27 protein-coding genes are annotated in these 22,543 nt (G+C 65.1%); 13 read left to right on the top strand and 14 right to left on the bottom strand.

The genetic code is table 11. The annotated features are described in order from the left end of the window. Window positions 1-9: 9 nt before the first annotated feature. The 6 genes from OSB52_RS10080 to OSB52_RS10055 all read left to right on the top strand — a co-directional run bounded on the left by OSB52_RS10080 (window position 10) and on the right by OSB52_RS10055 (window position 4,974). A complete protein-coding gene (locus OSB52_RS10080; protein WP_266061541.1) occupies window positions 10-1,041 on the top strand; it encodes an MlaD family protein in 1,032 nt (343 codons plus the stop codon). Further along, complete coding sequence (locus OSB52_RS10075; protein WP_266061540.1) at window positions 1,038-2,006, top strand: MlaD family protein; 969 nt, start codon at window positions 1,038-1,040, stop codon at window positions 2,004-2,006. Before OSB52_RS10080 ends, OSB52_RS10075 begins: the two co-directional genes overlap by 4 nt. Window positions 2,007-2,045: 39 nt before the next feature. Then, window positions 2,046-2,897: a hypothetical protein gene (locus OSB52_RS10070; RefSeq protein ID WP_266061539.1), complete on the top strand. Its 852-nt coding sequence runs from the start codon at window positions 2,046-2,048 to the stop codon at window positions 2,895-2,897. A 3-nt stretch (window positions 2,898-2,900) separates the two neighbouring features. Next, complete coding sequence (locus tag OSB52_RS10065) at window positions 2,901-3,740, top strand: ABC transporter permease (RefSeq protein WP_266061538.1); 840 nt, start codon at window positions 2,901-2,903, stop codon at window positions 3,738-3,740. A 122-nt stretch (window positions 3,741-3,862) separates the two neighbouring features. Continuing rightward, a complete protein-coding gene (locus OSB52_RS10060; RefSeq protein WP_235724995.1) occupies window positions 3,863-4,249 on the top strand; it encodes a phage holin family protein in 387 nt (128 codons plus the stop codon). Further along, window positions 4,246-4,974 (top strand): SIMPL domain-containing protein, encoded by a 729-nt coding sequence (locus tag OSB52_RS10055; protein ID WP_266061537.1) that lies wholly within the window; start codon window positions 4,246-4,248, stop codon window positions 4,972-4,974. The genes OSB52_RS10060 and OSB52_RS10055 overlap by 4 nt, the downstream gene beginning before the upstream one ends. On the opposite strand, the gene OSB52_RS10050 is transcribed toward OSB52_RS10055, so the two are convergent. Further along, entirely contained in the window at window positions 4,955-5,473 is a 519-nt protein-coding gene (locus OSB52_RS10050) for a flavodoxin domain-containing protein (RefSeq protein ID WP_266061536.1), read from the bottom strand. The two genes, OSB52_RS10055 and OSB52_RS10050, sit on opposite strands and share 20 nt — an antisense overlap. Window positions 5,474-5,581: 108 nt before the next feature. On the opposite strand from OSB52_RS10050, the gene dtd reads away from it, so the two are divergent. Genes dtd through OSB52_RS10035 form a run of 3 tightly spaced genes read left to right on the top strand, consistent with a single transcriptional unit; the run spans window position 5,582 to window position 7,646 of the window. Further along, window positions 5,582-6,028, top strand: a complete 447-nt coding sequence (dtd, locus tag OSB52_RS10045; protein WP_266061535.1) for a D-aminoacyl-tRNA deacylase — start codon at window positions 5,582-5,584, stop codon at window positions 6,026-6,028. Between the two features lie 31 nt (window positions 6,029-6,059). After that, window positions 6,060-6,914, top strand: a complete 855-nt coding sequence (gene fdhD / locus OSB52_RS10040) for a formate dehydrogenase accessory sulfurtransferase FdhD (RefSeq protein ID WP_266061534.1) — start codon at window positions 6,060-6,062, stop codon at window positions 6,912-6,914. A gap of 36 nt (window positions 6,915-6,950) precedes the next feature. After that, window positions 6,951-7,646: a TIGR00266 family protein gene (locus OSB52_RS10035; protein WP_266061533.1), complete on the top strand. Its 696-nt coding sequence runs from the start codon at window positions 6,951-6,953 to the stop codon at window positions 7,644-7,646. 409 nt (window positions 7,647-8,055) lie between these two features. Here OSB52_RS10035 and OSB52_RS10030 read toward each other — a convergent pair whose 3' ends face one another. Further along, on the bottom strand, window positions 8,056-8,289 hold the full coding sequence (locus OSB52_RS10030; RefSeq protein WP_235724989.1) for a hypothetical protein: 234 nt from the start codon (window positions 8,287-8,289) through the stop codon (window positions 8,056-8,058). A 112-nt stretch (window positions 8,290-8,401) separates the two neighbouring features. Between OSB52_RS10030 and OSB52_RS10025 the strand changes: the two genes are divergently transcribed. Beyond that, window positions 8,402-8,854, top strand: a complete 453-nt coding sequence (locus tag OSB52_RS10025; RefSeq protein WP_235724988.1) for a hypothetical protein — start codon at window positions 8,402-8,404, stop codon at window positions 8,852-8,854. A 45-nt stretch (window positions 8,855-8,899) separates the two neighbouring features. Further along, a complete protein-coding gene (locus tag OSB52_RS24990; protein WP_235724987.1) occupies window positions 8,900-9,394 on the top strand; it encodes a GreA/GreB family elongation factor in 495 nt (164 codons plus the stop codon). 715 nt (window positions 9,395-10,109) lie between these two features. Here OSB52_RS24990 and OSB52_RS10015 read toward each other — a convergent pair. After that, window positions 10,110-10,370: a LysR substrate-binding domain-containing protein gene (locus tag OSB52_RS10015; RefSeq protein WP_266061532.1), complete on the bottom strand. Its 261-nt coding sequence runs from the start codon at window positions 10,368-10,370 to the stop codon at window positions 10,110-10,112. A gap of 142 nt (window positions 10,371-10,512) precedes the next feature. On the opposite strand from OSB52_RS10015, the gene gdhA reads away from it, so the two are divergent. Then, window positions 10,513-11,862, top strand: coding sequence for an NADP-specific glutamate dehydrogenase (gene gdhA / locus OSB52_RS10010; RefSeq protein ID WP_266061531.1), 1,350 nt, complete (start codon window positions 10,513-10,515; stop codon window positions 11,860-11,862). Window positions 11,863-12,243: 381 nt separating this feature from the next. On the opposite strand, the gene OSB52_RS10005 is transcribed toward gdhA, so the two are convergent. From OSB52_RS10005 to OSB52_RS09955, 11 genes are all read right to left on the bottom strand, one after another. Next, window positions 12,244-14,313 (bottom strand): bifunctional lysylphosphatidylglycerol flippase/synthetase MprF, encoded by a 2,070-nt coding sequence (locus OSB52_RS10005; protein WP_266061574.1) that lies wholly within the window; start codon window positions 14,311-14,313, stop codon window positions 12,244-12,246. 146 nt (window positions 14,314-14,459) lie between these two features. Beyond that, window positions 14,460-15,254: a type I methionyl aminopeptidase gene (gene map, locus OSB52_RS10000; protein ID WP_266061530.1), complete on the bottom strand. Its 795-nt coding sequence runs from the start codon at window positions 15,252-15,254 to the stop codon at window positions 14,460-14,462. Window positions 15,255-15,285: 31 nt separating this feature from the next. Further along, the gene (locus tag OSB52_RS09995) at window positions 15,286-15,840 is read right to left on the bottom strand and encodes an adenylate kinase (protein WP_266061529.1); all 555 of its coding nucleotides are present in this window, start codon (window positions 15,838-15,840) and stop codon (window positions 15,286-15,288) included. Next, entirely contained in the window at window positions 15,837-17,162 is a 1,326-nt protein-coding gene (secY, locus tag OSB52_RS09990) for a preprotein translocase subunit SecY (RefSeq protein ID WP_235724983.1), read from the bottom strand. The genes OSB52_RS09995 and secY overlap by 4 nt, the downstream gene beginning before the upstream one ends. Window positions 17,163-17,377: 215 nt before the next feature. Beyond that, on the bottom strand, window positions 17,378-17,818 hold the full coding sequence (rplO, locus tag OSB52_RS09985) for a 50S ribosomal protein L15 (RefSeq protein WP_235724982.1): 441 nt from the start codon (window positions 17,816-17,818) through the stop codon (window positions 17,378-17,380). Continuing rightward, window positions 17,818-18,000 (bottom strand): 50S ribosomal protein L30, encoded by a 183-nt coding sequence (gene rpmD / locus OSB52_RS09980; RefSeq protein WP_187589711.1) that lies wholly within the window; start codon window positions 17,998-18,000, stop codon window positions 17,818-17,820. The genes rplO and rpmD overlap by 1 nt, the downstream gene beginning before the upstream one ends. Before the next feature lie 5 nt (window positions 18,001-18,005). Continuing rightward, window positions 18,006-18,659 (bottom strand): 30S ribosomal protein S5, encoded by a 654-nt coding sequence (rpsE, locus tag OSB52_RS09975; RefSeq protein WP_235724981.1) that lies wholly within the window; start codon window positions 18,657-18,659, stop codon window positions 18,006-18,008. 46 nt (window positions 18,660-18,705) lie between these two features. Next, window positions 18,706-19,110: a 50S ribosomal protein L18 gene (gene rplR / locus OSB52_RS09970; RefSeq protein ID WP_235724980.1), complete on the bottom strand. Its 405-nt coding sequence runs from the start codon at window positions 19,108-19,110 to the stop codon at window positions 18,706-18,708. Window positions 19,111-19,113: 3 nt separating this feature from the next. After that, window positions 19,114-19,650 (bottom strand): 50S ribosomal protein L6, encoded by a 537-nt coding sequence (rplF, locus tag OSB52_RS09965; protein ID WP_235724979.1) that lies wholly within the window; start codon window positions 19,648-19,650, stop codon window positions 19,114-19,116. A 12-nt stretch (window positions 19,651-19,662) separates the two neighbouring features. Then, window positions 19,663-20,061: a 30S ribosomal protein S8 gene (gene rpsH, locus OSB52_RS09960; RefSeq protein WP_235724978.1), complete on the bottom strand. Its 399-nt coding sequence runs from the start codon at window positions 20,059-20,061 to the stop codon at window positions 19,663-19,665. Between the two features lie 408 nt (window positions 20,062-20,469). Continuing rightward, window positions 20,470-21,132, bottom strand: coding sequence for a hypothetical protein (locus OSB52_RS09955; protein ID WP_372512395.1), 663 nt, complete (start codon window positions 21,130-21,132; stop codon window positions 20,470-20,472). A 235-nt stretch (window positions 21,133-21,367) separates the two neighbouring features. Here OSB52_RS09955 and OSB52_RS09950 point away from each other — a divergent pair, with 235 nt between their 5' ends. Beyond that, the gene (locus tag OSB52_RS09950; protein ID WP_235724976.1) at window positions 21,368-22,543 is read left to right on the top strand and encodes a PQQ-dependent sugar dehydrogenase; all 1,176 of its coding nucleotides are present in this window, start codon (window positions 21,368-21,370) and stop codon (window positions 22,541-22,543) included.

The following is a 22,543-nucleotide window of genomic DNA, read 5'->3' as shown; positions in this document are numbered from 1 at the left end:
GTGCCACGTATGCTGCGTCGGACCACCGCACTCCGACTGATCGCGACGCTGATGGCGGGCTGGTTGGTCACGGGGTGTTCGGCCTACACCCACTTCACCCCGGAGGAACTGCCCACACCCCAGTCCGTGCGCACCGGCTGGATGATGAACGTGGAGGTCCCGACCGCCGTCAACCTGCCGCCGCGTTCGCGGGTCGTGGTCAACGGCATCGCGTCCGGTGTGGTGTCCGCTATCGAGCCCGCGACCGGTCACACGGTCGTCCGACTGCTGGTCGATGAGTCGCAGGCGATCTCGGCGCAGGCCACGTTGGAACTCAAGCAGGACACCCTTCTCGGTGACACCTACGTCTCGATCACCAACCCGCCCGACGCCATCAGCTCGGCTCTGCCCCCCGGGGGCACGCTCCCCCAGTCCCAGGTCCAGCGGCCGGTCCAGATCGAACAGCTGATGGCGAGCCTGTCGAACTTCCTCGGCAGCGGCGACCTCATGCAGCTGGGCAGTACCTTCACCACGGTCAACAACCAGTTCCCGCAGGACCCCGCCGAGGTCCGCAAGATCCAGGCCGTGCTGACCGACACCGTGAACACCTGGGCCGACAGCACACAGGACATCACCTCGATCCTGCGCAACGTCACGGCGCTCACCGAGCGGCTCAAGAGTATGAAGGGCACCCTGCAGTTCGCTCTGAGCCCCGAAGGTGCCGGCCAGTTCCGCGCCATGAGCGACACCACCTACCTGGTGGTCGTCCTGGCCCGGCTGTCGCGGGCACTCGGTCCCGCGATGCCACTGGTGCCGGTGCTCACGGGTCTGACACGACTGATCAACACAGTCGTCAAGCCCATCCTCATCCCGGGATGGCCCGGTTCCGACGTGTCCAATGCGGAACTGCTCGTCGACGTCCTCAACGACAAGCTGGTGCCGTATTTCAAGAACGCCCCGGGGCTGAACATCCGGTCCATGGCAATCGAGAACAACGTTTCCGACCGGGAGATCGCCGGCCAGCTCACCAACGTCTTCCGCATGTTGGGAATGACCCGATGAATCCGCAGACCATCCGAGAACTGATCCTCAACATCGTTGCGTTCGTCGTCGTGCTGATCCTCGGCGGCGGCTATCTGGCGACACAGGCGTACGACTGGCGGCCGTTCGAGCAGCCGAAGACCGTCCAGATGAGCGTGGCGAACACCGGGCTCATCCTGTCCGGAACCGGCGTGTTCGCCAGCGGGGTACGCATCGGTGATGTCCGTGAGGTCCAACTCGCCCGGCAGGGGGCGACGCTGATCCTCGACTACGACAGCGACCAAGAGATTCCTGTCGACTCCACCGTCGAGATCGGTCTGCAGTCGGCCCTGGGCGAGCCGTACATCAATTTCACCTCGGGCACCTACGCCGGTCCGGCACTGCCCGACGGAGCGGTCATCTCGGCCGAGCAGATCGACGAACCCGAGTCGATCCCCGGGATCTTCGATGAAATCTCGACGATGTCGACCGCAATCGCCGCCGGCCCCATGGCCGGCGTGCTGAAGACGGTCTCGGAGGCACTCGACGGAACCGAGCCGTCGCTGGGCCGCATCAGTGACGGCACCCGGCTGGTCGCGGCCCTGCTGCTGTCGCGGTCCGAACAGCTGCGCAGCATGTTCTCCAACACCCAGATCTACACGGCAAATCTCGGGTGGATCGTCGATACCCTCCCACAGTTCTCCCGCGGACTCGATCAGGTGGTCACCGAATTCCAGGGCGCACTGCACGCGACCGCCCACCTGGTCAACAGCACCGATCTGCACGATTCGATCATGAACACGCTGCACCCGTTCTTCGAACAATTCAACCCCTACCTGGAGAAGACGATTCCCCCGGTGATGGATGCCGTGGGCCCACTGATGCCGATCGTGACCGCACTCAACCAGACCCTGCCGCAGATCAACATGAGCGAACTGCTGGCACGTGCGCTGGAACTGTTCGGTGCCGGCGACGGCATGCGACTGGTGATCACCCAGCCGAACTGAGACATCGAGACATACCCGCGTAGCAGAAGGAGATCGGCTGTGGCCGAAAACAACACGTCCACCGAGGACAAGCACGACAACGCCGACGCCGATCGTATCGAGCCAGCGGACACCGAGGCGTCCGAGACAACGACAGGCGACACCGTCGAGAACACCGGCACCGTAGAAAAGGCCGGCACCGAAGAGAAAGTCCACACCGTAGAAAAAGCCGACATCGACGGCCCCACCCCCGCCGGCCCGAAGCCGAGTGCCGAGCACGCGCCGGCACGTGCCGGTAAAGCCAAACGCCAGCTGTCCATCTCGCTCGGCACGCTCGGCATCTCACTGCTCATCGCCGCGCTCGTCGCCGCCCTCGGGACGTTCATCTACCGGGACGTGTCCGCACGCAACGACCTCGACGCCATGACGTCGGAGGCCGCCGATTCGGCGAAGGCCGAAGATGTCGCCGCTCGCTACGCCGTGGCCGCCGCCACCCTGGACTACCAGGATCTGACCCCCTGGATCGCAGCGATGAAGGACGGCGTGAGCCCGGAACTGCAGAAGAAGTACGACGTCATCGGTCAGGCCATGGAGCAGATCATCACACCCCTGCGGATGCAGACCACGGCCGAACTGGTACTGGCCAAGACCCAGGAGGTCAACGGCGACATGTTCCGCGTCGACGCCGTCGTCGACGTCGACACCAAGAGCGTGCAAACCCCCGACGGCGGCAGTGCCGTCGCGGTGTACACCGTGACGCTGGACCGATCGCAGGACTGGCTGATCACCGAGGTCGGCGATCCGACCGGCGCGATCCCCGGCGGATTGGGTGAGGCAGCACCGGATTCGGGCGCACAGGATTCGGGCGCACAGGAATCGGCTCCCGCCCCGTCGCCGGCACCTGGGGGCTGAGCGATGACGCTGAGCCGAGCCTCACGCAGCCCCGCCCTCGACGCCTTCTCCGCCAATTTCTCCGACAACGCGCTCGGCCCGGTGCGGACACTCGGCCGCACATTCCGGCTGTCGATCGTCGCGATGCTCCAGATGGCGCTCGACCTCGTCCGCGGTCAGCTCAAGGTCCGCGAGGCCGTGGTCATGGCCTGGTATCTGGTGAGTGTCACCGCGTTGCCGGCCTTCCTGATGGCCATCCCGTTCGGCGTGATCGTGACCATCCAGATCGGCAACATCATCAACCAGCTGGGTGCTCAGTCGCTATTGGGCGCCGCATCCGGATTCGCCGTCATCCAGCAGGCCGCACCGCTGGCCGCCGGGATTCTGCTCGGCGGGGCAGGTGCCTCGGCGATTGCCGCCGACCTCGGCGCGCGCACGGTCCGCGAGGAAATCGACGCCATGCGCACCATGGGTGTCGACCCCATCCAACGGCTGGTGGTACCCCGGGTGATCGCCGCCGCGGTGGTGGCACCGCTCCTGGCGATCTTCATCGTGGTGGTCGGTGTTCTCGCCGCCTTTTATCTCGCAGTCACCATGCAGGGTGTCGGGCCCGGCAGCTACTGGCAGTCGTTCGGCTCCTTCGCCTCACAGCGCGACATGCTGCTCGCGATGGTCAAGGCGTCCATCTTCGGGGTGATCATCGCGGTCATCGGTTGTCAGCGCGGGCTCGAGGCGAAGGGCGGGCCACGCGGCGTGGCCGACGGTGTCAACGCCACGGTGGTGGTCTCGACGGTGGCGATCATCGGAGTGAACTTCGTCATCACGTTGATCTACACGGTCTTCTTCCCGCTGCAGATCGGCTGAACCACCGGATGTTTGACCGTCCATGCCATCCGCGCACCTGCCATGCATCCGCGCTTGTCGAGACATGCGCGGATGCGTGGCAACCGCGCGGATGATGTGGCCGGCCTGGCACACTGTCTGCCATGTCCGCCTTCTTGATTCGTTCGGCGTTCACCGGGTTCGCCCTGTGGATCGCGACCCTGATCGTGCCGGGCCTGGACTTCGTCGGGGGTTCGACGGGTTGGCAACAGTTCGGCATCGTCGTGGTCGTGGCGTTGATCTTCGGTGTCGTCAACGCCTTCATCAAACCGATCGTGCAGATTCTGTCGATCCCGCTCTACATCCTGACGCTCGGCCTCATCCATGTGGTGATCAACGCATTCATGCTGGAGATCACCGCCTGGATCACCCGCAACACCACCCACTGGGGTCTCGAGGTCGACAGTTTCTTCTGGTCGGCGATCTTCGGGGCGATCGTGATCTCGATCGTCGGGTGGATGCTCGGGCTGTTGATGAAGGAGTCGGTGTGAACCGGCCGCGCCCGCTGCGGGCCGCCGCGGCCGTCGTCGGGGTCGTCGCGCTGCTGTTTCTCACGGCGTGCGGCGATGGTGGTGGCAGCGGCAGCGACCCGCGGACGGTGACTGTCAACGGCAGCGGTGAGGTGACCGGTGTGCCCGACACATTGCGCGCCGACATCGGTGTCGAGGCAACCGGCCCCGACGTCTCGAGCGCGCTCAACGAGTCGAGTGCACAGGTCCGCAAGGTCACCGACGCGGTGGTCGAGGCCGGGGTCGAACGCAGCGACATCCAGACCCAACAGGTGAATCTGTCTCCGCGCTACACCAACCCCGCGCCGGGCACCTCGGGCGAGATCACCGGCTATCAGGCGACCAACACCATCCGGGTCACCATTCGCGACATCGGAACGGCTTCGGATGTCCTCGCCGCGGCAGCCACCGCCGGCGGCGACAACACCCGAATCAGCAACGTCGCCTTCGCCATCGACGACGACTCGGAACTGATGAAACAGGCGCGCGAAGCGGCCTTCGACGATGCGCGCGCCCGTGCCGAGCAGTACGCGTCGCTGGCCGGCGACTCGCTGGGTAAAGTCCAGACGATCACCGAATCGACCAGCGGTCAGCAGCAACCGACCTCGGTGCAACGTGATTCGGCCGTGGCGGCTGCTCCGGTCCCGATCGAACCGGGCGAGCAGACCCTCACCTTCTCGGTGACGGTCACCTACGCGTTGAGCTGAGTTCGTCGGCGATCTCGTCGGCCCACTGCCGGATCGCGTCCCAGTCCCGCGCGTCCCGGTAGGCCTGCGGGGTGTTGCGGGCGACGGATTTCTCCATGAAGCCGTGCGGGTCGTCGGAGACCTTGCCCGCGAACACCATGTGTCCGCGCATCCCGGCCGCCTCGGCGAGTTCGAGGACTTTGTGCGGTTCGAGCCACCGCGAGTCGTCGTCGAGTTGTTCGGCGGCATGCTCACCGGTCGGTCCGGAACTGAAGATCCACAGCGGCATGGTGGCCAGAACGTCGTGGTTGTGGGCCAGGAAGTCGCGTGCGTGTTTGCGCCAACGACCCGTGTACACCGCACTGCCCAGGATCACCGCCTGATACCCCGCACAACCGGCCTGCGCCGCCTCGACGCAGTCGGCGTCGAGGCCACGGGTGCGCAGTTCGGCGGCGATCGCCTCGGCGATCTCGGCGGTAGCGTGATGCTTGCTGGCATATGCCACGAGAACCTTCGACATGTGACCATCGTCACCCTGCAGCCCGACGACGACCAGAGCAGAAGGTCCCGACTGTCGCCGCACGACCGGCGCGGGTGGCCGTGCCGGCCTCGTGGCAGGCTGGTGCGCATGCGTGCAGTGATCCAACGGGTGAGTCGGGCGTCGGTGGCCGTCGATGACAAAACGGTCGGCGAGCTCGATCTCTCCGACGGCCGGCACGGCCTCGTCGCACTTGTCGGAGTCACCCACGACGACACATCCGCGCACGCCGCCACGCTGGCGGACAAGATCTGGCGGCTGCGCATCCTCGACGGAGACGACACACAGGCGTCGGCCGCCGACCTCGACGCACCGATCCTGGTGATCAGTCAGTTCACGCTGTATGCGAACACCGCGAAGGGTCGACGGCCGTCGTGGAACGGGGCCGCGCCGGGGTCGGTGGCCGAACCGCTCGTCGATGCGGTCGTCGACACGCTGCGCGAGCTGGGCGCGACGGTCGCCACCGGCCGCTTCGGTGCGCACATGGAGGTCTCCCTGACCAACGACGGGCCGGTCACATTGATCGTCGACGTCTGATCAGGCCTCCGAGCATCGGTAGGCTGACCACGTGGGACGTATCACCACCCGTCGGCGGGTAACCAGGATTCGGCGTAACGCACCGCCATCGGCGCGCGCCGACGTGCTCGCCGTCGAGGAGCCGCTCGAGATCCGCGTCAACGGTCGCCCGTTGGTCGTCACCATGCGCACACCCGGCAATGACGTTGATCTGGCGTTCGGCTTTCTCGTGTCCGAGGGGGTGATCACCGGCGGCGATCAGGTCCGGGGCGCCCGCTATTGCGCCGGGGCCACCGAAGACGGCGTCAACACCTACAACGTGCTCGATGTCGCACTGACCCCGGAGGTGCCGCCGCCGGCACCGGAGCTGGCACGCAGCTTCACCACCACCAGTGCGTGTGGGGTGTGCGGCAAGGACAGCATCGACGCGGTGACCACCCGATCTGCTTTTCATCCCGCATCCGACCCGCTCATCGTCGACCCCGAGTTCCTGCTGGACCTTCCGACGCGGCTACGCGCAGGTCAGTCGGTGTTCGACAAAACCGGTGGGCTGCACGCGGCGGCGCTCGTCAACGCCGCAACCGGGGACATCGTGGTACTCCGTGAGGATGTGGGGCGCCACAACGCGGTGGACAAGGTGATCGGTTGGGCGGCCGCCGCGCAACAACTTCCCTTGCGCGGGCACATTCTTCAGGTATCCGGGCGTGCCAGCTTCGAGCTCGTGCAGAAGGCGGCGATGGCGGGGATATCGATGTTGTCGGCGGTATCGGCGCCGTCTTCGCTGGCCGCGGACCTGGCCGACGAACGCGGCATCACCCTTGTCGGGTTCTCCCGCGGCGAGTCGATGGTGCTCTACACGCGTGCCGATCGGGTGCAAACCCGGGCGACGGTGACATCGTCCCCTTGAGCTGAGGTCGTGCAGACCCAGAACAACTGCACCATCATGTCCGTTTTCGAACTGACCCTCGATCCCGGCGAGCACATCATCGCCGAGGGCGGCGACGTCGCCTGGCTCACGCCCGGTTTCGACATGGAGACCTCCACGTCGTTCGGCTCCGGTGGCAAGGGCGGTTTCATGAGCGGTCTCAAGCGGATGCTCGGCGGCGGACAGTTGTTCCTGACGAAGTACACAGCGCCGTCGCGTGGCGGCTTCGTCGCATTCGCGGCCAGTATGCCCGGCCAGATCCGTCATCTGCAGATCGACGCGGCCGACGAGTTCATGGTGCAGAACGGCTCCTTCATGGTCAGCACCAACGACGTCGAGGTATCAGTGGGGCTGCAGCGCAAACTCGGAGTCGGTGTCTTCGGCGGCGCGGGCGTGATCTTCCAGAAGCTCTCCGGATCTGGCTCGGCCTGGGTCCAGCTGTCCGGCGAGATTGTCGAATACGACTTGGCTGCGGGCCAATCCATGCTCGTGCATCCCGGCCACCTGGCATTGTTCCGTGCCGAGATGCCGCTGGAGTTCGCGAAGGTCAAAGGCGTCAAGAACAAGTTCTTCGGCGACTCACTGTTCCTCGCCGAGATCCACGGACCGGGCCACATCTGGTTGCAGTCGATGACCCCGGACAAACTCGCCGCCGCCCTGGAGCCCTATCTGCCCAAGGAGAACTCGTCGTCGGTGCCGTCGGGCGCCAATTGAGTCCTGCATAGTCGAGATGGTCGCGACCCGTCCGTGGGTCGAAGAGCACGGGTCAATCGAACGCTCCTGCAGGTGCCACGCCCGTTCTGCGACAACCACGCACTCGATCACCCACCGAAACACCCATGTAGTAGCCCCAGGTGGCCTCCGACCCATCTCTGCGCAAGCCCGAGCGGGTCACCAGATGTTCACGCAGCTTCGACATGCCGCACGGATCGGAGCGAAGGTCGCTGGTCATCGACGGCGAGAAGCAGTCGAGAATACGCGCCTTACCGAATATCTATTCCTCGCGTCACACCAGCTCGTGGCCGTCGCGCAGGTCCGTCGATCTGTACCGCACGCCGGCTACCGCCGAGAATGCTCGTGCAAGGTCTCGAACAGAACGCCGAGGCCACCGTCAGGTCCGCCATCAACCACTCTTGCGTTTGCGAATGGCGACTGCGCCCACCTCGGCGCGCTTACGTTGACGCTGCGCTTTCAGTGCCAGACGTTTTTGCTTGGAACTGGTCTTCTTCTCCGCCATCGTTACCTCAATGCCGAAAGTGATCGCGGATAAAATCCGCTCCCTCGAGACCATAGCCGAGAATCCCACAAAGTCCAGGCGGGCCCAGGCGCAGTGGCGCAGGTATACGAAAATCGACATTCATTTCCTACCAGTGAATTTCCCGATCATCCCGCGCACGACGAGCGACTGGCTTTTTCTTTTTTTTGGGCTAGAGTCCATGGCACCCGCGCCAGAAAAGGAGTGAGTGGCCGTGAAAGCGGTTGTGATGGAGTGTCGTATCCGAGTGTGTGCGTCGCGAGCGCGTCGCGATGCTTTCGTCGAGGCCGCAATCGAACAAGCCGCCGAGGCGTTTCCGCATCCGACCATGCGCTCGTGCGTGGTCGAGGAGAAGGCGTCTCGGATGCTCGCGCGGCAGTGGACTCAGGCCAATTCGAGCCGCGAAGAACCATGTCCGTCGACCTACGACATCTGCCTGGCCTTCGCTGACAGTTCTGGCAGACTCACCGCCGCGCGGTTGGAGAGCTTGTCACGCGACCTCCTGAGGACACTCGATTCGTCTACACACCAGTCGATGTCGGCCGAGGAGACCATTCCTTGGATTCTGACGCTGGTGTCGAGCACCGATCGGCGCGGACGGCGAGACATCGCCTTGCGCCATCCCGCCCTGGGACTGTCGACGTTGGCCCCCATGGTCGTCGGCTGAACGCGAATCTTCGAATTCACAATCCGTTGCAGTTATAGGAGAGACGTGACAATCGTGGAAACCATGTGGCCCGAGACTCGGCCCCGCGCTGAACTACATGACGAGGTCAATCGACTTTCGCAGGAGCGGATCACGGCGCATGCGGCGATGGTCGAACTACGCAGCGTGGGCGATCTCGAAAACAACGACGACTACCATCGCGCAGTACGCGTAGTCGAGATGCTCGACGCCCAACTCGTCCGCGTACGATCAATGCTCGCGTCCTCCAGCGACGGTTGGTCGATCCGGTCCGACGATCCGGGCCGCGCGCAAGAGGGATCAATCGTGACAGTGTCCTTCGATGACGACGTCGATGATGTTGCGCGTATTCATGTCGGCGATCCGACCCAAGAGCCGTTCGTCGGTGTCGAGACCTGCTCACCCGACTCCCCGCTGGGGCAGGCTGTTTTGGGATCTTCTGTGGGCGAGCGACATTCGTACCGCCTTCCCAACGGCACGGTCAGTACCATCACCATCCTGGAGTGTGTTCAACCAAGCTGAACGTGCGCGCCGTCCAAGGTTTCTGAATCACCCGGCGAGCGAGATCGCGCTCACTGTGATCACCGCGAGTTGCCAGCCGGCAACCGTGGTACTCGGGGCCCTCACCGAGGACGGCGCACGCCGCGATTCGCCCGAAACCACGTCGGAGCCTGGCGTGCACATGTTCTCACTCGGGGACCCGCGTAGGACCGATACGCTGCCTGCCGGCGAGCAGGTGGTGATCGTCTGTCCGGTTCCCGCTGCGTCATCAACTCTCCTGCCGTCGAGCTGGCGGAAACGAATCACTATGTTCCGCCATCGATCTCGAATGGTGACCACTGCCGGCGATGTCGCGGCCGCGGCGGAATCGTGTCGACTGCTCGTCATGTCAGACGGACGGGGCCGCTCGAGGCGGGAGCGTCTCGAGTTCACCGAAGAGCTCGCCCGGGCGATCACGTATCACGCGGAGATCAATGGCGGCAGAGTGGAATCGATGTCCGCAATCATGATCGACGGCGCGTCGGTGTCGGTGGATCGTGGGCTGGATCTGCTGTCGAGATGGTGCCGTCGGCATGTCGAACAGATCACGAACGCAGCAGCCGCAGGAACTCCTGCGCGGCCGGATCAAACGGTCCACCGTCGCGCGCGATGAGTGCCACAGACCGGTTCGCGGACGTTGCGGTCTGCAACTCGACCGATCGCACAGCGGGTGACCGGACTGCGATCGCAGCTGGTATCACCGCGACGCCCAGACCAATGGTTCGTGGTAACTGGTGAGAACCTCGCACGGGTGATCAAGTGGTCTATCGTCGAGCGCGATGAAAGCCATGTCGAGGCCACCTCGGAGCAGGTTCTGCATGACAAGCACGAGGGGGGAGATGTCCTCGACGAACTCGATCTTTACCCCTGGATGAGGTCGGTGGTAGTCGGCGAGCACAGCCGGTAAGTCCACCGTCGTGAACGTCTGCGCATGCCCGACGGTCGACTGGTCGATCACACCCCGCACCGGCGCCCGGGTGCGTGACGATGGTCATGTCGTCTGGGATTCTGTCGACCGATAGGCTCGCGAGGAGCTGTCGCCTCACCACATCGCGTTGGAAGGCGACGACAGACAGATTTTGACAGGAGGTCGCGCAGACGTGACGAGACTCGACGGAAAGATCAGCGATCTCTACGACGAGGTCGTCGCCCGCAATCCGGGCGAGGCAGAGTTCCACCAGGCGGTGCACGAGGTCTTCGACAGCCTCGGGCTGGTGTTGGCACAGCATCCGCACTACGCAGATGCCGGCATCATCAAGCGGCTCTGCGAACCGGAACGTCAGATCATCTTCCGCGTTCCGTGGGTGGACGACGACGGGAGAGTCCAGATCAACCGCGGGTTTCGCGTGGAGTTCAATTCTGCGCTCGGACCATACAAGGGTGGCCTCCGCTTTCACCCCACTGTGTACCTGGGCGTCATGAAGTTCCTCGGCTTCGAGCAGATCTTCAAGAACGCTCTGACCGGTCTGCCCATCGGCGGCGGCAAGGGGGGCGCCGATTTCGACCCCAAGGGGCGCTCGGACGGTGAGGTGATGCGTTTCTGCCAGTCCTTCATGACCGAGCTCTACCGGCACATCGGCGAGTACACCGATGTACCGGCCGGGGACACCGGCGTAGGCGGCCGAGAAATCGGATATCTCTTCGGTCAGTACAAGCGGATCACCAACCGCTATGAGTCGGGAGTGCTCACCGGCAAGGGGCTTGCATGGGGCGGCTCCCAGGTGCGTACCGAGGCGACGGGCTACGGCGTCGTCTACTTCGTCCAAGAGATGTTGGCCGCGTCGGGAGCGCAGTTCGATGGCCGACGGGTCGTGGTATCCGGCTCCGGCAACGTGGCACTTCATGCGATCGAGAAGGTGCAGCAGCTCGGTGGACACGTCGTGGCATGTTCGGACTCCAATGGCTATGTCATCGACGACAAAGGGATCGACCTCGCCGCGTTGAAGCAGGTGAAGGAAGTCGAGCGCGGACGCATCTCCGACTATGTGGAGCATCGCGGCGAGAGCGCCCGCTCGGTCACCTCCGGGTCCATCTGGGACGTGCCCGCTGACATCGCGATCCCCTGCGCCACCCAGAACGAACTCGATGCCGACGGCGCACAGGCGCTGATCGACAATGGTTGCCAGATCGTGGCCGAAGGCGCGAACATGCCGTGCACGCCCGATGCGATTCGCGCTTTCGCTCGCGCGGGCGTGCGGTTCGCCCCCGGAAAAGCCGCCAACGCGGGGGGCGTCGCCACGAGCGCACTCGAGATGCAGCAGAACGCTTCTCGCGATTCCTGGAGCTTCGAGCACACCGAGGATCGTCTCTCCGACATCATGAGCGCGATCCATCACACCTGTCTGGCCACCGCCGATGAGTACGGCGTTCCGGGCGACTACGTCCTGGGCGCCAACATTGCGTCTTTTACCCATGTGGCCGACGCGATGCTCTCGCTGGGTGTGATCTGAGACGATGACCGACGAGGATGCCCTATCGTCCATACGTCGATGGCACGACTCAGGTGGCGTCGTCGAGATTCTGTCGCTACGGCACGACGAAGCGGTCGTGTCACTGCGAACCTGTGACGCGGGCGAAGAGATGACTCGGCTACGCAGTACCGACCCCGCGGTCCTGCGATGGATCGACCAACATATCGGGGATGACTCTCGATCCGAATAGACGTTCTCGATGATCGCGGAGTACCCGTCGGCGATCGTGCGTGGATTGAGGTCGTTGGCCAGGGAGGTGACCACGGCGCCCCTGGCGACCAGGTGTCATCAACGATGGCAAGGTTCTCGACCTACGCAGGACAATCTGGGTTGCAGCCCATTCGCAGCGACGAGGCACCATCAGTCGCCGCCGCGCGAGGCCGCCAACCGCACCAGCTGACGCGGAGTCGCATCGGGAAGATACGCCCTGCTGATCGCCACGCCGATACGCGGAAGGTCGGCCTCGTCGCGATAGGCGAGGTACACCGCCTCATAGCGTGGATTGAACTTCTTCTTGAAGACATGTAGCGATCGAAAGCCGTAGAACGGTTCCATCGCCGCACCGAGACTGTCCAGCACCCGATCCATCCGCTCGGGCTCCGGCGCGTCCTCACTGTGCGCCAACGGTGCGCCGGACAGGGAAATGAACTGTGCCCCTTCGCCAGAGAAGATCACCGCAGATGACGCGATCAGATACTCGATGACCGGCCCGAAGCCGTCGGTCCGTCGACGCATGATGTCGAGGGTCCAGCCGCGGATCTCGCCACCGGTAGCGTAGACCGGCAGCCACGACAGCACGCCGTGCACACTGCCCTCGTCGTCGAGCGCCAGCGCCACCCGCACCTCGGGATCCATCGCCTCGTCGACGCTGCCGAGCGTGAAACCCATTTCCGGCAGCCCCTTGTCCCCCACCCATTCCTCGGAGATGGCCCGGACCTGCGACTTGATCGAGAACGGTTCGGCGGACAGATCCGTCACCCGGCATGAGATCGATTGCTTCTTGGCCTTGTTCAGCGCCGACCGCACGTGCTGCCACTTCTTGCCGGTGAACGCGAGGTCGGTCAGGTCGACGATCGTGTCCTCGGCGATCTGCACGCTGCGCCAGCCCAGTTCCTCTGCCGCACGGGCGGTGTCCGCACCGACCGAGAACCAGCAGGGCGTCTTCCCGCTCCGCTCCGCAAGATCGATGAAACCCTGCACGGTCGGCAGCAGCTCGTCGTCGTCACACACGGGATCGGCCAATGCCAGCAGGGTGCCCATGTGGCTCTGATACGCCACCACACCGGACCCGTTCGCGGAGAACAGGTAATCGTTTCCGGGCCAGGTGATCATCCACGACATGGTGCCGCCACCGTGCTCGCGCACCAGATCCTTGACGGCGGCGACCGGATCGTCGCCGGCAGGCCCGTCGTACTTGACCCGCCACGGCACCCGGAAGGCGAACCGCCCGGGGATCAGGATGGCCAACTCCACGGCCCACAGCAGTGACGTCCCCATGGTCACGGAGCCCTCGGAGTCGAAATCCCTCGTCACGGCGAGCAGCACCAGGACCACGACGGTGATGCTGACGGTGAGCGAACCCAGCACCACGGCCACCCACCACGCCCACCGACGGCCGCGCCGGAGCTGATCGGCGATGAGCACGTTGATGACGACGCCGATCAGGATGGACCACACGGAGTCGTCATCGGCGGCGTCGGTCGGCCCGAACGGGCCGTCGGTGGGGAACATCCACACCACCAGACTCGCGGCCGCGATGACCAGCACACCGATGCAGGCGAGCAGCCGGACCTCTCGTCGGGTCCGGGCGAAGAACCCGTGTTCGTCAGTGCTGAACCATTTCTCACCGATCCACAGCATCACCACGACCGCCACCACATACTGCGTGGTCGCCAACGTCCCTTCGAAGAGAAACGTGATGGCGACCGCCGCGGCCAGCAGCGCTCGCAGCCGAAGTCGCCACGGCGAGCGCAGGGTCGCCGTCGCGACCGCGACGGCGCAGATCACCATCGTCATGGCGCCGGTGGTCCGTGTGTCGGCCAGTTGCTCGGCCCATCCCCAGGACAGCCCACCACGGGTCAACAGCCACAACGCAATCGCGCAGATCAGCTCGGCCAGCACGAAACCACCGATGGCGACCATTGACACCCGAACGGTCCCCAAACGCCATTCCGCCCAACCGATCCCGACAGCCACCGCGATCAGCGCAACCACATATGTGCCGGGGCTCGTCTCCACCACGCCGGACGACAGCAGCGTCCACCACCGGAGATCGCCGAGCGACGGCAGACCGAATGCCACATCGGAGTACCAACTCTTCTCCGGCGCCCGCCCCCACAACGATCCGGTGGTGACACCGACGATGAGGATCAGCGACCACAGACCGATGGTGAATGGGACGCGGCCGACAATTCGCCGGGCATCGGACATCCTTGCGCGGACACCACCGGCGATGTCTGCGTTTGCCGCGGTTTCCTCGGTCGTGACCATCGCCCACCGTCCGGTCCAGGTTTCGTCTGGAGGTCAGCCTAGCAACGCATCACCCGGTTCACCTGCGTTCCGGCGCAGGTGAGCGATCAGTTCGGGCGTGTGGTGAGGATCCGCGGACCGTCGCCGGTCACCACGACGGTGTGCTCCCAGTGCGCTGCGCGCGACCCGTCGTCGGTGACGACGGTCCAGTCGTCGTCGAGGACCGATGTCTCGGTGGTACCCAACGTGAGCATCGGCTCGATGGCCAGCGTCGAACCGATCACCAACCGCGGACCGCGGTTGGGTTTGCCCTCATTGGCGAGGAACGGCTCCATGTGCATCTCTCTGCCGATCCCGTGACCGCCGTACCCGGCGACGATGCCGAAGGAACGCCCGAACTTCTGTTCGGCGGCACGGGTACCGAGTTCGATGGCATGCGAGATGTCGGTGAGCCGGGCGCCGTCGACCATGGCGGCGATACCGGCCTCCATCGACAGACGCGTGGCCTCGGACAGTTCCGCATCCGCGGTGGAGAGCTCCCCCACCCCGAACGTCCATGCCGAGTCACCATGCCAACCATCGAGAATGGCGCCGCAGTCGATGGACACCAGGTCGCCTTCGGCGAGGACCACATCCGTCGACGGGATGCCGTGGACCACTACCTCGTTGACCGAGCTGCAGATCGATCCGGGAAAGCCGTGGTAGCCCTTGAAGGACGGGATCGCCCCGGCATCCCGGATCACCGACTCGGCGACCTCGTCGAGATCCAGGGTGGTGGCCCCGACCGTCGCGGCCGCGCGCACCGCAACGAGGGCGGCGCCGACGACCACGCCGGCCGCCGCCATGGCGTCGACCTCACCGGGCGTCCGGAACGGCACAGGTTTGGGTTTACGAAAAGCCATGAGCAGATGGGCTACGGTGCCGTGGTGCCGATCAGGACACGCCCGCACCCAGCGCGCTGAGCACACGCTGGTGGACGTCCTGCACGTCGCCGACGGCGTCGATGGTCTTGACCTCGTCGCCGTAGTACTCGAGCAACGGTGCGGTCTCCTTGGTGTAGACCGCCATCCGGTTGCGGATCACCTCTTCGGTGTCGTCGGCGCGGCCACGGGCCATCATCCGCTCCACCACGACGTCGGTGTCGACGACGAACGACAGCACGGCATCGAGGCCGGCGTCGAGCTTGGCGAGAATGTCTTTGAGTGCGTCGGCCTGCTCGGTCGAGCGCGGGAATCCGTCGAGGATGAATCCCTTGGCGGCATCGGGCTCGCCCACCCGGGCACGCACCATGTCGACCGTGATCTCCGAGGGCACCAGGTCACCGGCATCGAGATAGCGCTTGGCCTCGATGCCGACCGCGGTTCCCTGGGAGATGTTGGCACGGAACAGGTCACCGGTGGAGATGTGCGGGATGCCGATCGCCTCGGACAGCAGTTCCGCCTGGGTACCCTTGCCGGCGCCGGGGGGGCCGAGAATGACGAGTCTCACTTGAGGAATCCTTCGTACTTACGTTGCATCAATTGACTGTTGACTTGCTTCATCGTGTCCAGACCCACACCGACCATGATCAACACGGCCGTGCCCCCAAATGGCAAGTTCTGCACACCACCGCTGTTACCGATCTCGAGGAACAGGTTGGGCAGTACGGCGATGATACCCAGGTAAATCGACCCCGGCAGTGTGATGCGGCTCAACACATAGCCCAGGTAGTCGGCGGTCGGCTGGCCCGGACGGATTCCCGGGATGAAGCCGCCGTACTTCTTCATGTCCTCGGCGCGCTCCTCCGGATTGAAGGTGACGGCGACGTAGAAGTAGGTGAAGAAGATGATCATCAGGAAGTACACGACGATGTAGACCCAGCTCCCCGGGTCGGTGAGGTACTCGCTGATGTAGCGCTGCCAGGTGGACTGTTCGCCCGCGGGATCCTGGGTCAGCTGCAAGATGAGCTGCGGAAGATACAGCAGCGATGAGGCGAAGATCACCGGGATGACGCCGGCCTGGTTGACCTTCAGCGGCAGATACGTCGACGATCCGCCGTACATCTTGCGGCCCACCATGCGTTTGGCGTACTGCACCGGGATGCGGCGCTGGCCCTGCTCGATGAACACCACGCCGGCGACGATGAGCAGCGCCGCAACGCAGACCAGGCCGAACACCAGTCCCCCACGGGTGTCCAGGATGTTTTTGCCCTCGGCCGGGATTCGGGCGGCGATACCGGCGAAGATCAGCAGCGACATGCCGTTGCCGACACCGCGCTCGGTGATGAGCTCGCCGAACCACATGACCACACAGGCGCCGGCAGTCATCACCAGCACGATGATGGCCAGACCGAAGATCGACTGGTCGTTAATGATCTGGTCGCCGACTGAACAGTCGGCCAGTAGCTGTCCGCGATCGGCGAGTGCGACGATGCCGGTGGACTGCAGCAGGGCCAGCGCCACCGTGAGGTAGCGGGTGTACTGCGTCATCTTGGCCTGGCCGGACTGACCTTCCTTGCGCAGCTGCTCGAAGCGTGGGATCACCACCGTCAGCAGCTGCACGATGATGCTGGCGGTGATGTAGGGCATGATGCCGATCGCGAACACGGACAGCTGCAGCAGCGCGCCGCCCGAGAACAGGCTGATCAGCGAGTAGATGTTGGCCGAGTCGCCCTGCGACACCTCATCGAGGCACGCTCGTACGGCCTGATAATCGACGCCGGGCGATGGGATGGTCGCTCCCAACCGGTACAGCACGATGATGCCGATGACGAAGAGGATCTTCTTCCTCAGATCGGGCGTCCTAAAGGCCGCGACGAGGGGGGAAAGCACTAACTCCTCCTAGGAACGACCACGCGACGAGGACTCGCATCCCCCACGTGCTCGGCAATCGACGTTGATCGAAGCGTCAAGACAACGCTTGAACTCTAACAGTCACGTCATCGGCGCTCGTCAGCGCGACGGCCCGGTGTCCGGCTTGTCCGACGTGACACGACGGACGGCTGCACGGAAGTCCGTGAAGCCGTCCGTCGGTCAGCGGTGACGACTCAGAGTTCGGTCGCGCTGCCGCCGGCAGCCGCGATCTTCTCCTTGGCCGAAGCCGTGAACTTGTTGGCGGTGACGTCGACCTTCACGCCGAGGTCTCCGTCGCCGAGCACCTTGACGAGCTGGTTCTTACGAACCGCACCGGCGGCGACGAGCTCGTCGACACCGATGGAGCCGCCCTGCGGGAACAGCCGTGCAATATCGCCCACGTTGACGACCTGGTACTCGACCCGGTTGTTGTTCTTGAAGCCCTTGAGCTTCGGCAACCGCATGTGGATCGGCATCTGGCCACCCTCGAAGGCGGCGGGCACGTTCTTACGCGCCTTGGTTCCCTTGGTGCCGCGGCCTGCGGTCTTACCCTTGGACCCCTCACCGCGACCCACACGGGTCTTCTCGGTCTTCGCGCCCGGAGCGGGGCGAAGGTGATGGAGCTTGATTGTCATTACTTGACCTCTTCGACTGTCACGAGGTGCCGAACCACGTTGATGAGGCCGCGGTTGATCGGGGTGTCCTCGCGGGTGACCGACTTGCGGATGCCCTTCAGTCCGAGGGTCCGCAGGCTGTCACGCTGGTTCTGTTTGGTACCGATGGTGCCCTTGATCTGGGTGATCTTCAGCTCTGCCATCACTCTCACGCTCCCTGGCCCGCGCGCGCCCGCAGCATGCCCGCGGGTGCGACATCTTCGATCGGCAGACCACGACGTGCGGCGACCTCCTCCGGCCGCTGCAACATCTTCAGCGCGGCAACGGTGGCGTGGACCACGTTGATCGCGTTGTCGCTGCCGAGGCTCTTGGCGAGCACGTCGTGCACGCCCGCGCACTCCAGCACGGCACGCACCGCGCCACCGGCGATCACACCGGTACCGGGGCTGGCCGGACGGAGCATCACGACACCGGCGGCGGCCTCACCCTGCACCGGGTGGGTCACCGTGCCGCCGATCAGCGGCACGCGGAAGAAGTTCTTGCGAGCCTCTTCGACGCCCTTCTGGATCGCGGCCGGGACTTCCTTGGCCTTGCCGTAGCCGACACCGACCATGCCCTGGCCGTCGCCGACCACCACGAGTGCGGTGAAGGAGAAGCGACGGCCACCCTTCACCACCTTCGAGACACGGTTGATGGCGACCACGCGCTCGAGCTGGTTGCGATCCTCGCGATCACGGCCGCCGCGGTCGTCGCGACGACCACGGCCGCGACGCTCGCCGCGCTGGTCGTTGTTGCCGCCGGTGGCGGCGTTGTTGTCGTTTCCGGCGGGTCCGTTTCCGCCGTCACGCTGACGTCCGGGCATCAGAGGTTCCCTCCGGTCATGGTGGTGTAGCTGGTGTAGATGGTCATCAGAAGGTCAGCCCTCCCTCGCGGGCGGCGTCGGCGAGTGCGGCGATCCGGCCGTGGTACTCCTTGCCACCACGGTCGAACACGACGGTCTCGACGCCAGCTGCCTTGGCACGGGCGGCGATCAGTTCGCCGACCTTGCGGGCCTGCGCGGACTTGTCGCCACCGGCGGCGCGAACGTCGGCCTCGATGGACGACGCCGCGGCCAGGGTCTTGCCGGCCAGGTCGTCGATCAGCTGCACGTGGATGTGGCGCGAGCTGCGCTTGACCGACAGACGCGGACGCTCGGGGGTGCCGCTGACCTTCTTGCGCAGACGGAAGTGCCGGTTGGCGGTCGCGGTGCGACGACGCGTCGACACGTCCTTGCCCAGGGGCTTGCGAACAGTTTTGGTTGCTGTATCACTCATGGCTTACTTACCCGTCTTTCCGACCTTGCGACGGATCTGCTCACCCTCGTAGCGAATGCCCTTGCCCTTGTAGGGGTCCGGACGACGCAGGCGGCGGATGTTCGCCGAGATCTGGCCGACTTGCTGCTTGTCGATACCCGAGATCGAGAACTTCGTGGGTGATTCCACGGCGAAGGAGATGCCTTCGGGCGCCTCGATCGGAACGGGATGGCTGTAGCCCAGGGCGAACTCGAGGTCACTGCCCTTGGCCTGCACGCGGTAGCCGACACCGAAGATCTCCATCTTCGTGGTGTAGCCCTGCGTGACGCCGACGACGAGGTTGTTCACCAGCGTGCGGCTCAGGCCGTGCAGGGAACGGTTGCGACGCTCGTCGTTCGGCCGGGTGACAACGATCGTGTTGTCTTCCTTGGCGACGGTGATCGGCTCCGACAGAGTGACGCTCAGCTCACCCTTGGGGCCCTTCACCCGCACGTCCTGCCCGTCGATGGTGACGTCGACGCCGGCAGGGATCTCGATGGGGCTCTTTCCAATACGCGACATGTGAGGACTCCCCTACCAGACGTAGGCGAGGACTTCGCCGCCCACGCCCTGGTTCGCTGCCTGGCGGTCGGTGAGCAGGCCCGACGACGTGGAGATGATGGCCACGCCGAGGCCGCCCAGCACCTTGGGCAGGTTGGTGGACTTTGCATACACCCGCAGGCCCGGCTTGGACACGCGACGCAGACCGGCGATGCTGCGCTCACGGCTGGGGCCGTACTTCAGGGTGACGACGAGGTTCTTGCCGATCTCCGCATCTTCGGTGCGGTACTCGGTGATGTAGCCCTCGCGCTTGAGGATCTCGGCGATGTTCACCTTGATCTTCGACGACGGCAGGGTCACCTCGTCGTGGAACGCCGAGTTGGCGTTACGCAGACGTGTCAAGAAGTCTGCGATCGGGTCAGTCATGGTCATGGTTGACCGTCAACCTTTCTCGTAGCGGTTCCCATACAGCGCCGGACACGGGAAAATGATCCCTGACCTGCGGTGGGCCTTCCACGAAGTGGATAGTTGTGCATAAGGTTCTTGCCGCCGATGCCCCTGGCTTTTCACCAGCACCGGCGACTGTTCAGTTGTGGTGAGCAGCCCGCCACGGGCAGGCAACCGTTCAAGTGTAGAGAATTGGCTGGCCAGACCCAAATCGTTGCGGGAGGTTCCTCACGGAGCGGGCGTCGCGGGCTCGGGTCACCGGGTTTCGATACGCGCCGGCTCGCAAGCTCGCGCGGCGCTACTCAACCAGCAGGTGGGGTACTCCACCGGCGCGCGGCCCCCACCGGTGATCGAGTAGCCCGCGAGCCCCCCGGGCGAGCGAGCGTATCGAGATCACCGCGGCCCGACTTCGAAGTCGTACCGCGACGTCGGCACGACATCCAGATTCTGGTGCGCGCCGAACCGCGCAACACTCTCCAGCATTCGCGTCATGCGACGTTCGAGCTCTTGCTGATCTCCCCCGCTGCCATAGAACGCGTGGACGTCGGACACCGCGTCCATTGCGAACAGCTCCTCGACGATGGCGTCGACGACCGGGGCGTCCCGGGTGAGCGCCCGTTCGACGATGTTCTGGACATAGCCGAAGGTCGCCTGGGTCTCGATCGCCACGCGGGTGTGATCGTCGAGCCAGATGCGCAGCCAGTCGGCACGCGGCAGGTCGACCGGTCGCCGCAGGAAGGCGACGTTGGCCAGCGCGTCGATCCGGGAGCCGTCGGCCGGCAGCGCGGGGTGCAGCGGGGTGCGTTCATCGACCTGCCAGGCGGCCATTGCGCCCACCCGTACATCGAGCAGGTCGAGAACGTCGGTCGGATCGTCGGCCCAGATGCTCACCACCGCATCGATCGGTGGGTCGAATTCGCTGATCCGCATCGCCCCGGCCACCGCGGCGTCGCTGATGTTCACCTGGAGCCGCTGTGCGCCGGCCGCGGCACAGGCATCCCGAAATCCGCCGGACAGCAGGGCCGATGTCGGGTCGTCGTCCCAGATCGCCGCAATCGTCTCGCCGCCATGTTGGCGACGTTAGCCGGTCGGTGTCGGACCGGCCGGAGGCGGATGATCGTCGCGCGGGTGGACTCGGATCGCGCGGGTCGGCTCGGGTCGCGCGAGCGGTCGACGAGCCGCGCCTTCGGAGCGGACCTGCGTGTTGCGAGACGACCTGCGTGGCCGACCGGATGCGGTTCGGCAGATTCGGGGCGGGCACGCTTCCGACAATTCGGGCACCATCGATGTCATGGACCGCCGACAGTTCTTGACCGCCGGAGCGCTGGCGGGCGTGGCCGGCTTCGTCGCTTCCTGCGCCGACGTCGAGCCCATCACGTCGCCGTCGTCCGACTCCGACCTCACGTCCGATGCACCACCCACGACCGACGCCGCGTCGCCCACGGTGACCGCGACGGTCGCCGAGGGCCTCAATGTGCCGTGGGCCATCACCTTCCTGCGTGACGGTTCGGCCCTGGTGACCCAGCGAGACGACGCCACGATCGTGCGGATCTCCCCCGACGGGGACGTCCGCACGGTCGGGGACATCTCCGACGCCGCACCCCGCGGCGAGGGAGGCCTGCAAGGCATCGCGCTCGGCACCGACGAGGACACGGTGTTCGTGTACTACACCACCGAACGTGACAACCGGTTGGTGCGGATGGAGTTCGACGGCGAACGGGTCTGGAACCCGAGGCCGCTGATCACCGGCCTCGACACCGCGTTCAACCATCACGGCGGCGCCGTCGTTCGTGGGCCCGAGGGCTTCCTCTATGTCGCGGTCGGCGACGCGACCCAGCCCGAGGTCGCCCAGGATGTCAACGCGTTGAACGGCAAGATCCTGCGCGTCGACGACGACGGCCGTCCGGCTCCGAATAACCCCTTCGGCAACGAGGTGTGGTCGATGGGACATCGCAACAACGAGGGCCTGGCGTTCGACGGCGCCGGGCGGTTGTGGGCCAGCGAATTCGGTCAGGACCGACGCGATGAACTCAACCTCATCGAACGCGGCGGCAATTACGGGTGGCCGCAGTTCGAGGGCGAATCCGACGATCCCCGCTTCATCGCACCGATGACCACCTGGTCCACCGACCAGGCCTCGCCGGCGGGTCTCGCGATCATCGGCGGCCAGGCGTACATGGCGGCGTTGCGTGGGCGCCGGCTGTGGCAGATACCGCTCGGGGCTGGCACCGATGTCGGCGAACCGCAGGCACTGTTCGACGACACATACGGCCGGTTGCGGGCCGTGGCCGCGGCCCCGGACGGATCGCTGTGGGTCAGCACGAGCAACACCGACGGGCGTGGAGCGTCCGCACCCGGCGATGACCGCATCCTGCGCGTCACGGTGTGCGTCGACCGGCCAGGCGTCCTGCCTTCGGCGATTTCGACGAGAAGGGTCGCTCCCGACCGGAGACGGTGCGAAAGTTGA

The sequence above is a fragment of the Gordonia aquimaris genome (genome assembly GCF_026262595.1).
Classification (GTDB): Bacteria; Actinomycetota; Actinomycetes; order Mycobacteriales; family Mycobacteriaceae; genus Gordonia; species Gordonia tangerina.
The sequence above is the reverse complement of the archived record's forward strand: the minus strand, read 5'-3'. Positions and strand labels throughout refer to the sequence as shown.